Below are 9,576 nucleotides of genomic sequence, written 5' to 3'. Positions count from 1 at the left end.
TCTCTCTGCGACATCGATGACACCTCCGTGAATTAGCGGCGCGGCTCCTTACCGCGCCCACGAAAGCCCTACGCAGGCTCGCCTCCCATTGCTCAGATCGCAGATTTTCCGACCAAACAGCCGCCAACGTCCGTAGAAAAGTTGGCTAAACTTAAGGCGCAAGCCCACGGCTAAACTCTATCGTCCCTACGGGACTGGGAAACGCAACGCGCGCGACGCGGCGTCGGACTTGTGTAGAACAACGAGGGGCAAGCCCCGTCGTGGCGGAACAAAATCGGTATAACAACGAAACCATCGCAAGGCCAATTTTTTAACGGGCCAGGCTCTGCCCCAGCCACCCGTCCCGAACCCTACTCCCTCAATTGCCCTGACTCGGCGGCCTGCCAACGGCGGCCGCTGGTCAGGTCGAGGGCCGTCAGCCAGCCGCCGTAGCAGCAGCCCGTGTCGACGTCGATCAGGTGACCCAGGTCGAGCACGTCCTCCTGCGGCGTGTGGCCGACGACGGCGATTTTGCCGGAGACGTGCGGGCCGGGCAGAGAGGCGTGCAGCGGGAGCCAGCGCAACGTGCGGTCGTCCTGCGCGTCGAGCGGCAGCTCGGGCCGGTAGTTGGCATGCACGAAAAAATGAGTCTCGGTTTCGAAGTATCGCCGGCAGGAGCGGAGGAAATCCCAGTGCTCGGGCGGCACGGCGTCGGGCCGCGCGTTCTGGCCGTAGGAATCGAGCGTGGCCTGCCCGCCGCATTCGAGCCAGAACCGCAGATCGTCCTTGCGTCCACGCGCGTAAAGCAGCATTTCGTCGTGGTTGCCCAGCACGGGCACCAGCCGGCAGCGGCCGGCCAGCGCGATCAGCTCGTCGAGCGTGCCCTTGCTGTCGGGGCCGCGGTCGACGTAATCGCCCAGGGTGACGAGGGTGTCGTCGGGCTGCGGGTCGATGGCGTCGAGCAGCGCGCGGAGGGCCAGCGTGCAACCGTGAATGTCGCCGAGGGCAATCAGTCGGCCGGGCATCTACCAAAGCTCCGCGCCGGCGGGTTTGCCAAAACCGTCCTCGCTGCCCCGTTACCCCATTTTCGAAGCTTTGTTCGCATAGTCGGACGCCTTATGCACTGCATGCGCCGTCGCTTTGAATCCAAAATCCAAAATCCAAAATGGTGGGCCGGCGCTCGCAAGCTCGCTGGTCCCACCCTACGCCGGCCTGTTCACCCACGCCCGCAGCGGTTTCCCTTCCAGCCCCAACAACAGATTGTCGGCGGCGATTTCGGCCATGCCGTCGCGGCTGGAGACCGTGGCGCTGGCGATGTGCGGGGCGATCACGACGTTCGGCAGCGACAGCAGCGGATCGTCGACGGCCGGCGGTTCGGGGTCGGTCACGTCGAGGCCGGCCGCGAAAATGTCGCCGTTCTTCAACGCCGCGTAGAGGTCGGTCTGCGCGTGCAGCGGTCCGCGGGCACTGTTCACGAACACGGCCGTGGGCTTCATTTTCTTGAAGGCGGCCGCGTTGAACATGCCGTCGGTCGTGGCGTTCAAATCGGCATGCACCGAGACGAAATCCGACTCGGCGAGCAGCGTGTCGAAATCGACTTGTTCGGCTTCGAAGTCGCGTTCGGCGGCCTCATTGCGGTGCATGTCGTGATAGAGCACGCGCATGTCCCAGCCGCCGTGGCACTTTTTGGCCATGGCGTGGCCGATGCGGCCCATGCCGACGATGCCGATCGTTTTGCCCCACAGGTCTTGGCCGATGTGCCCCAGCGGCTCCCACGTTTTCCACTGACCGGCGAGCACGTAGCGGTGCCCGGCCACCACGTGCCGCGCGGCGGAGATCAACAGGGCGAAGGCCAGGTCGGCGGTGGCTTCGGTGAGCACGCCGGGCGTATTGCCCACGCGGATGCCGCGGCGCGTGGCTTCGGCCAGATCGACGTTGTTGAAGCCCACCGCGTAATTGCTGATGACCTTGAGTTGCGGGCCGGCGGCGTCCATGACTTCGGCGTCGATCTTGTCGGTCAACAGCGTGAGCGCTCCCTCGCAGCCGCGAATTCGCTCCAGCAACACGTCTCCGGGCGGCGGGAGCTGTTCGGGCCAAATGTCGGCGTCGCAGGCGGCCCGAATGCGATCGAGGCCGGCGGCGGGAATGATGCGTGTGACGAAGACTTTGGGGCGAGACATGGTTGGTCCTTGTCGCGATTTTGGATTTTCGATTTTCGATTCTACCGCTCGAAGGCCCGTTGTTGTAGCCAAGGGGGCGCGAGGGGCGATAGGCTGGTTATTCCGGCATGGTTTTTCGCTTTTCCAGATCGGCGATTCTTGGGCCGATTCCTTTGATGGCTATTTTCAGCGGCAGCCTGGGCGTGTAGGATTTATTAGAGACCTCAATTCATCCGATAAGTGCGCTGTCGTCCCATGGGTGGTCTAAGTTCGTTTCTCTTCGCACGTCCGTCTTTTCTGGAGGGAGTTGGCCGACTGGTCGATTTCGGCGGGTTTCTGAACGAGTACAATTATTCGCCGAACGGAAATGAGGCGGATAACTTGGCTCTCTGGGCGGATTGGACCGCAATCGGAAACGACATGCGCGTGGCATGGCTTGAAGACCTCGCGAACGGGCACGGCCAGGCGGGACTGCCAACCGCGTAGGGTGGGTCCGTGGCTGCATCCCAAAAACAAATCGAGTTCACTGCCCACGCTGACGCGCAAATGGCTGCGAGGGCGGTGAGCCGCAATCAGGTCGCCAACACCATTCGGCAACCGACCACAAAAAAGGCGGGGAACACGCAATACACTCAGCGGCTCGAACGCGATTTTCCTCCGAACCGTCGGCTGGTTGTCATCGTTGAAGAGTTAGGGGACAAGATCAAGGTCGTTACCACCTACTGGCAGCAGATTACGAAATAGGTTCAGCCATGTCGATAGTTTACCAGACGTCGGGACTGGGGCTGAGCGTACAGGCCCGTGAAGACGGATCGCTCCAAGCCGCGTACCTTCGCATCTCCGACAAGCAGGTGGCTCGGACCGAAGAAGTCGTCGAATCGGTGCTGCTGATTGATTTCGACCACGATGGGCAGCTTGTGGGCATTGAGATCCTGGCCCCGGTGCAAATCTCGCAGGTCATGGAACTAGCCAATCGGCTCGACGCATCCCAGCGCCAGTCCTTCAAGAATTTCGTCAAATCGTCTGCGCCGCCCGCGCTGGTTCTGACATAGCACCGGCACGGCAGCCTCGGCAAACAACGAACTGCGAAAGCCGACCGTCTGAGCGGCCCTACTTGCCAGCACGAGGCTTCTGCTTTCCAATAGGGGCGTCATGAGCCTCTTCGACCAACTCGAACGACGCTTCGGCGGGTTCGCCGTCAAAAACCTGACGACGCTGCTGGTCGTTGCGCAGTGCGTCGGGCTCGCGGTGCATTGGTCCCTGCCCGAACAGTTCGCCAAAATTCCGCTGCAAATGTCGCTGGTCAAGCAGGGCGAGTTCTGGCGGCTGGGCACGTTCTTCTTCATGCCCGTCACTGACCACCCGCTGTTCTTTTTCTTCGGGGCCTATTTGTTCTATTTGATGGGCACGACGCTCGAGGCCCATTGGGGCGACTTCCGCTTCAACCTCTATATCCTGATCGCCACGTTGGGCACCTACGTTGCCGGCTGGCTTTTTCCCGATCAGGCGCTGACGAACGCTTTTATCGACAGCTCGGTGTTTTTGGCCTTCGCCTATCTCTATCCCGGCTTCGTCATCGTGTTGTTTTTCATTCTGCCGGTGCAAATCAAATGGCTGGCCTTGCTCACCTGGCTGGGCTTCGGCTCCACCGTGGCCCTTGCGCCGTGGCCGCAGAAGGCGATGGTGCTGGCCGCGGTGGCGAACTTTTTTTTGTTCTTCGGCCACGAGATATTGTTGCGGGCCTATCATCACAAGCGGCGCATGGAATGGAACGCCCGGCTGCTGGCGCGGCCCGACAAGCCGTTTCACCGCTGCGCCATTTGCGGCGCCACCGAACGCAGCCACCCCAGAATGGATTTCCGCTACTGCACGAAGTGCGAGGGAAGCTACGAATACTGCGCCGAGCATTTGCGGACGCACGAGCACGTGGGCAAGCCGGCGCCGGCATCACTGGCCGACGCGCGTGAATCGGATGCTCGATCATGACGGCCGGCGAAGTTTTGCCGCTCACGGCCACGGTTGAGCCGGCCACGCAGAGCGAGCTGGTGGAGCAGGTTCGGGCGGCGTTCGGTTCCGACACGCCGCTGTACCCCATCGGTGGCGGCACCAGCCTCGGCTACGGTGTGCCGCCCAAGCAAAAGGGGCTGGGAGTGCGACTGACCGGTCTGAACCGGATCGTCGATTACCCCGCGCGCGACATGACGATCACGGTCGAAGCCGGCATCACGATGAGCGTGCTGGCCGCCGAGTTGGCGCGGGAGGGGCAACGGTTGCCGGTCGATGCGGCCCAGTCCGACCGGGCGACGCTGGGCGGCCTGATCGCCACGAACTTCAGCGGGCCGCGCCGCTATGGCTACGGCACGCTGCGCGACTACGTGATCGGCATCAGCGCCGTCGATGGCCGCGGCACGCCGTTCAAGGCCGGCGGGCGGGTGGTGAAAAACGTCGCCGGCTACGATCTTTGCAAGCTGCTCACGGGGTCGCTGGGCACGTTGGCCGTCATCAGCCAGGTGACGCTCAAAGTCCGTCCGGGGTGCGAAGCGACGGCGTTTATCGAGTGTCGCCCGGCCGACTGGGACGCTGCCGAGCGACTGCTGGCCGGGCTGGTCACCTCGCGCACCATGCCGGTCGCCATCGAGTTGCTGCGCGGGCCGTATTGGCAAGAAAACGCGGGGGACGGTGGTGACGACTCGGCGGTCGGGCAATTGTTGGTTGGCTTCGAAGGGAGCAAGTTGGAGGTCGATTGGCAGATCGAGCAGTTGGGTCGCGAATGGCGCGAGCAAGCCGTGGAGGTCGCGGCGGACCATCGCGATGAGATGGCCGCGAATCTGTGGCGGCGGCTCACCGAGTTTTCGGCGCAGAGCGCGCCGCTGGTGCTCAAGGCCCATCTGCGGCCGAGCGCCGTGACGTCGTTTATGCAACTGCTGGTGCGGATCGAGCCGCGGGCGTCGCTTCAGGCGCACGCCGGCAACGGCACGATCATCGCGAGTCTGGCGGAATTCTCGGCCGGGGACGCGGCGAGGGTGATCGTGCAGCAACTTCAGCCCGCGGCCGTGGCGGCCGGGGGCGGGCTGGTCGTTTTGTCGTGTGCGGCCGGGGAGCTGACGCGCCAGGCCACCTGGGGCAACGCCCCCGGCGACGCGGCCCTGATGCGCGCCGTGAAGGAGCAGTTCGATCCGAAGGGGCTGTTGAATCCGGGGAGGTTCGTGTATGGCGTGTGACGAGAACGAGCCGCGGTTCGCGATTGCGGTTGGCAGGATGCCGGAACTTGTCACAATCGCCTCGGAGCTGTTTCTTGGCCAGATTACCGTTGATACCGGAGAAGATCCGGAAATTGATGACAAGCGATACGTGGTTGTCCATGTGGAAACGCAACAGCCGATCGAAGAAGTGGCCAAGCGTCGAGGGCAGTGGTACCACTTGACGCATCGCCTGCTCGGCAGAGAATGCGAACTGGTGTGTCTCGCGATCACCGTCGTTTGACGTGCGGGCCGCGAATCCTACCTTGGATTTGACGTCCGGTGGGTGCCACTTGGCGTTGCCCTGATGCCTGGGTTCAGCTAGCCTGCCGCCCTTCTCCAAAGGAAGGGAAAGGTAGGCATGGATGCCGGGCAGCCACAGATCACTTTTCAGGACGGACTTCCTGGAACGGCTTCGGGACTGGATCACGACGCATCACAAGGTTTATCCGCGACTACCGCCGCAGGGAATCTACTTTGAGTCTCTCGTCGAGCGCGCCTTTCTCCACTCGGGCTGGTCGCGTGAAGAAGTGGTATTGGAGAACCCAAACAGCCCAAGGGCAGACATAAAGGTCTGCGACACACGCCTGTCTTTGAAGACCGAGACTGGCAAAGGCACGCGCAAAGGCTTGGTGAGCATCACGAAGCTCTGCACGACCGAGACCGGCCAATGGTCGTCGAGAGCGCTTATCGACCACGCATTGGCCCATTTGAGCCGTTATGAGGGGATCCTGATGCTGCGCGCCGTCTGGAGCGGCGACGAGATCGACTATCAACTGGTTGACGTACCCGTATCGCTGCTCCAGCGCATGCGGGGCTGCAAAGCGGTACCCGTCGGGAGAAGAGAAGGCCGCAAGAGCCTGGCCTTCGACGTAAAGGACGGAGAGCAGGTCCTGTTTCACGTGCATTTCGACGGCGCCGACGGAAAATGTCAGGTCCAGCGACTAAAAATCGAGCACTGCATCATGCTGACGAATGGAAGCAGAAGCTCGCCGAATAGCCGCTCACTCGCACTTGTTCGATTTGCGAAACACGAGCCAATAGCAGTGATGCCGTCGCGCATGATGGGCCTTTTTCCAGCGGGGGTCGGTAATCGGCCCTTGCCGCACCTTGATGATGCAATCGCACGGCGTAAAGCCGATTTCGGCGGCCGCGTTCACGACTTCGATGTGGGCCCATTGATACCGGTGGCCATGCACGTAATCGGCGATCTTGCAGAACAGGACGCCATTCGGCCGCAGGACGCGGTACGCTTCCGCCAGGAACGGCCTGAACGTGTGGGTCAAGTTGTAACCCCGCTCCACCGGCGATTTGACCACCAGACCAAATCGGTCCTGGAAATCCTTCGACTTGTCCTGACCCTGATTGGGGATGTGGGGCGGGTCGTAGACCACGACGTCAAACGACTCGTCATCGCAGGGCATGTCCGTGTTGTCGGCTAAAATATCCGGCCCGTATGCCGGATTGATGTCCATGCCGACGATCTTGCGCCGGCTGGAGCGCCAGAAACGGCGTTTGTTCACCGTCGCGTCCAGAATGTCGCGGGGTGGCTTCTTCGGGTAGAAGCAAAGCATCTTTTCCAGCAACTCGGCGTCGTCGCCCTGCCAGACGGAAGGCAGCGGTTGGTAGGTCGGCGAGGCCACCGTCGCCGCTTCGATCGCCTCCGCCTGGAAAAGTGTCCGGTTCTGCTTGTTGGCTGATCGCTTCTTTGGCATCGTCCTTGTCCTAAATGGGGCCGTCGATCGCCATGATACGGCAAGCGGTGGCCCGCGGTAAATCCGTTCACCAGGAATTTGGCATTCAGGTTATTCCGTACCGCCCGCCCCCATCGGTCATGACAATCAAAACTCCCCCGTCCCCGGCTGCACCTTGCCGTGTGGTAGAGTTACAATAATGATGTTGAGAAAAACTGTCTGAACCTGAAAGTTTCGCACCTCTGTGGCCTATCCTTGTCAGCGGGCAGCGCGTGCCGGGTTGTATTACCGGAACCTGCTCCCGGCAATCTTGCTCGCTTGGGCTTTCCTGCCGCCCGGCGCGGCCGCGGCGGACGGCGCGGAAAGCGCGCCGCCGCCCCTGTGCGCGCCCCCCTGCGCGCCCGCGTCGCCGGCCCATCGCGTGCGGCCGCAAGACGAAGTCTGGTCGATCGACAGCCGCGGACTTTGCCCGTCGACGGCGGACGAAAGCGTGCGGCAGCTTCGCTATCAGCGGTTCGTGCCCGGCACCGGCTGGTCGCGCAGCGACTTTGCCGCGTTCGCCCGTCAGCCTGCCGGCATGGTGACGTGTTTTTTCATCGTCGGCAATTACTACACCCACGCCGAGACGCTGCAGACCGGCTGGTATGCCTATCAGCGTCTGGTGTCGCGGAACGCCGACGAGGTGTCGCTACGGTTCGTGATCTGGTCGTGGCCTTCGGATCCCGTGCCTGGACGACGGCTGCCCGACGCCAAGCTCAAGTTCACGCGCGTCGATCCGTCGGCCTTCCGGATGGCGGCGCTCATCGACCGGCTCGATGCGGAAACGCCGATTTCGCTGGTCGGATCGAGCTTCGGGGCCAGTATCGCGGCAGGCGCGCTGGAGTTGTTGGCGGGCGGCAAGCTGGACCGCTACCAGCTTCCGCCACGTGCCCGGCCGCCGCGCAAGATCCGGTTGGTGATGACGGGCGCGGCGATCCACAATGATTCGCTGCTGCCGGGCCGGAGGTACGGGCGCGTGTTGTCGCAGACCGAGCGGACGCTGGCGTTTGTCAACCCTTCCGACCGGGCACTGCGAGTTTATCACTACCTGTTTAACCCCCGCAGCCCGGTGCGAGCATTGGGCCGCACCGGGCCGGTTGCCGTCAACCGCTTGCCGGACGCGTCGCGGCTCGATTTGGCGTGGAGCGCCGCCTATGTCGGCAAGCAGCACGGCATGCTGCCCTATTGGCAGCACGCGACGCTGGTGACGTGGATGCGGCCCTACCTGTTGATGCAGCCGCTACGGGGTCGGTAGGCCGTGGACTACGCCAGATCGCCCGTGCGCGTGGCCAAGGCGCAGTCGGCGGCACGCAAGTGGTCGATCTGGTTGAGCGTCATCAGCTTGATCTGGCTGGTCCACTCGATCATGCTGATCGAGCCGTTGTAGAGCATAAAGGGATTGCGCTCGGCGGGCACGCCGATCAACGCCTTGAGCGCCGCGGCCAGCACGCCGCCGTGAGCCACGACCGCCACCTGAGCGTGCCCCGCCGCGTGAATCGCCTCAAAGGCGGCCTCGGCCCGCTGCATCAAGTCGCGACGCGATTCGCCGCCGGGTATGCGATAGTCCGGGTCTTGCGAGCGCCAACGGGCCGCCTCTTCGGGAAAACGGTCGCTCAGCTCGGCGGCCAGCGTGCCTTGAAAAACACCGATGTCGATTTCCTTCAGGCGGTCGTCGTATTCGATCGGCAGCCGCAGCGCATCGGCCAGCGGCTGCGCCGTTTCGCGTGCCCGTGCCAGCGGGCTGGAGTAGATGGCGTCGATTTCAAGCTGGCCCAGTGCGGCGAGCAGCGCCTGGGCGTGCTTGAGGCCCAAGGGCGAAAGCCGCGGCTCGTTGGACTGGCCTTGCAGCCGCCCCTCGACGTTGAACGTGCTTTCGCCGTGACGCACGCAATAGAGAATCATAGTTGCCTCACGGGGTCAACTCGCCGCGGCGGAGCTTTTTATAGAGGTCGAGGGCTTCCAGAATGATCCGCGTGGCGTCTTCCGGCCCCATGAAATCGTCGATCACCACCTGCTTGTTCTCCAGGATCTTGTAGTCCTGAAAGAAGCGTTTGACTTCGCGGAGCGTGTGTTCGGGAAGCTGCTTGTGGTCGTAATAGTCGCTGACGGCGGGGTCGTGGACGCTGACGGCGATGATCTTGTCGTCGATGCCCTTGTCGTCGCGCATCCGCATGACGCCGATGGCCCGCGAATCGACGATCGTCAGCGGGTGGACCGGCTCCTGGCCCAGCACCAGCGCGTCGAGCGGGTCGCCGTCGTCGCAGAACGTGCGGGGAATGAAACCATAGTTGGCCGGGTAATGCACCGAGCTGTAAAGCACGCGGTCGAGCCGCAAAAAGCCGGTGGTCTTATCCAGCTCGTATTTGTTCTTGCTCCCCGAGGGAACTTCGATGACGACGGGGAACGATTTCTCGATCACCTCGTCGTCGAGATAGATGTCGTGCCAAGAGTGCATGCAGTTTCTCA

Annotated in this window: 12 protein-coding genes; 6 read left to right on the top strand and 6 right to left on the bottom strand. The window is 62.8% G+C overall.

Annotation, left to right across the window (positions count from 1 at the left end):
• Positions 1–350 precede the first annotated feature (350 nt).
• Both VNH11_27710 and VNH11_27705 read right to left on the bottom strand, forming a co-directional pair.
• Positions 351–1,004, bottom strand: coding sequence for a metallophosphoesterase family protein (locus VNH11_27710; protein ID HVA50183.1), 654 nt, complete (start codon positions 1,002–1,004; stop codon positions 351–353).
• A gap of 177 nt (positions 1,005–1,181) precedes the next feature.
• Complete coding sequence (locus VNH11_27705; protein ID HVA50182.1) at positions 1,182–2,159, bottom strand: D-glycerate dehydrogenase; 978 nt, start codon at positions 2,157–2,159, stop codon at positions 1,182–1,184.
• A 474-nt stretch (positions 2,160–2,633) separates the two neighbouring features.
• Here VNH11_27705 and VNH11_27700 point away from each other — a divergent pair, with 474 nt between their 5' ends.
• The 5 genes from VNH11_27700 (at position 2,634) to VNH11_27680 (ending at position 5,621) form a co-directional block, all read left to right on the top strand.
• Positions 2,634–2,882, top strand: a complete 249-nt coding sequence (locus tag VNH11_27700) for a DUF4258 domain-containing protein (GenBank protein HVA50181.1) — start codon at positions 2,634–2,636, stop codon at positions 2,880–2,882.
• 8 nt (positions 2,883–2,890) lie between these two features.
• Positions 2,891–3,190: a DUF2283 domain-containing protein gene (locus VNH11_27695; GenBank protein ID HVA50180.1), complete on the top strand. Its 300-nt coding sequence runs from the start codon at positions 2,891–2,893 to the stop codon at positions 3,188–3,190.
• 100 nt (positions 3,191–3,290) lie between these two features.
• Positions 3,291–4,124 carry a hypothetical protein gene (locus VNH11_27690; GenBank protein ID HVA50179.1) on the top strand — a complete coding sequence of 278 codons (834 nt, stop codon included), beginning with the start codon at positions 3,291–3,293 and terminating at the stop codon, positions 4,122–4,124.
• Complete coding sequence (locus tag VNH11_27685; protein HVA50178.1) at positions 4,121–5,359, top strand: FAD-binding oxidoreductase; 1,239 nt, start codon at positions 4,121–4,123, stop codon at positions 5,357–5,359. The genes VNH11_27690 and VNH11_27685 overlap by 4 nt, the downstream gene beginning before the upstream one ends.
• Positions 5,349–5,621: a hypothetical protein gene (locus tag VNH11_27680; GenBank protein HVA50177.1), complete on the top strand. Its 273-nt coding sequence runs from the start codon at positions 5,349–5,351 to the stop codon at positions 5,619–5,621. Before VNH11_27685 ends, VNH11_27680 begins: the two co-directional genes overlap by 11 nt.
• Positions 5,622–5,832: 211 nt before the next feature.
• Here the strand turns inward: VNH11_27680 and VNH11_27675 are convergent, their stop codons facing one another.
• Both VNH11_27675 and VNH11_27670 read right to left on the bottom strand, forming a co-directional pair.
• On the bottom strand, positions 5,833–6,279 hold the full coding sequence (locus VNH11_27675; GenBank protein HVA50176.1) for a hypothetical protein: 447 nt from the start codon (positions 6,277–6,279) through the stop codon (positions 5,833–5,835).
• Between the two features lie 102 nt (positions 6,280–6,381).
• Positions 6,382–7,092, bottom strand: a complete 711-nt coding sequence (locus VNH11_27670; protein ID HVA50175.1) for a hypothetical protein — start codon at positions 7,090–7,092, stop codon at positions 6,382–6,384.
• 223 nt (positions 7,093–7,315) lie between these two features.
• Between VNH11_27670 and VNH11_27665 the strand changes: the two genes are divergently transcribed.
• Complete coding sequence (locus tag VNH11_27665) at positions 7,316–8,365, top strand: hypothetical protein (GenBank protein HVA50174.1); 1,050 nt, start codon at positions 7,316–7,318, stop codon at positions 8,363–8,365.
• A gap of 8 nt (positions 8,366–8,373) precedes the next feature.
• On the opposite strand, the gene VNH11_27660 is transcribed toward VNH11_27665, so the two are convergent.
• On the bottom strand, positions 8,374–9,012 hold the full coding sequence (locus VNH11_27660) for a histidine phosphatase family protein (GenBank protein ID HVA50173.1): 639 nt from the start codon (positions 9,010–9,012) through the stop codon (positions 8,374–8,376).
• Between the two features lie 7 nt (positions 9,013–9,019).
• Positions 9,020–9,565, bottom strand: coding sequence for an inorganic diphosphatase (locus VNH11_27655; protein HVA50172.1), 546 nt, complete (start codon positions 9,563–9,565; stop codon positions 9,020–9,022).
• Between the last annotated feature and the right edge of the window lie 11 nt (positions 9,566–9,576).

This window comes from Pirellulales bacterium (genome assembly GCA_035533075.1).
Classification (GTDB): domain Bacteria; phylum Planctomycetota; class Planctomycetia; order Pirellulales; family JAICIG01; genus DASSFG01.
This window is presented reverse-complemented; position numbering and strand designations above follow the sequence as displayed.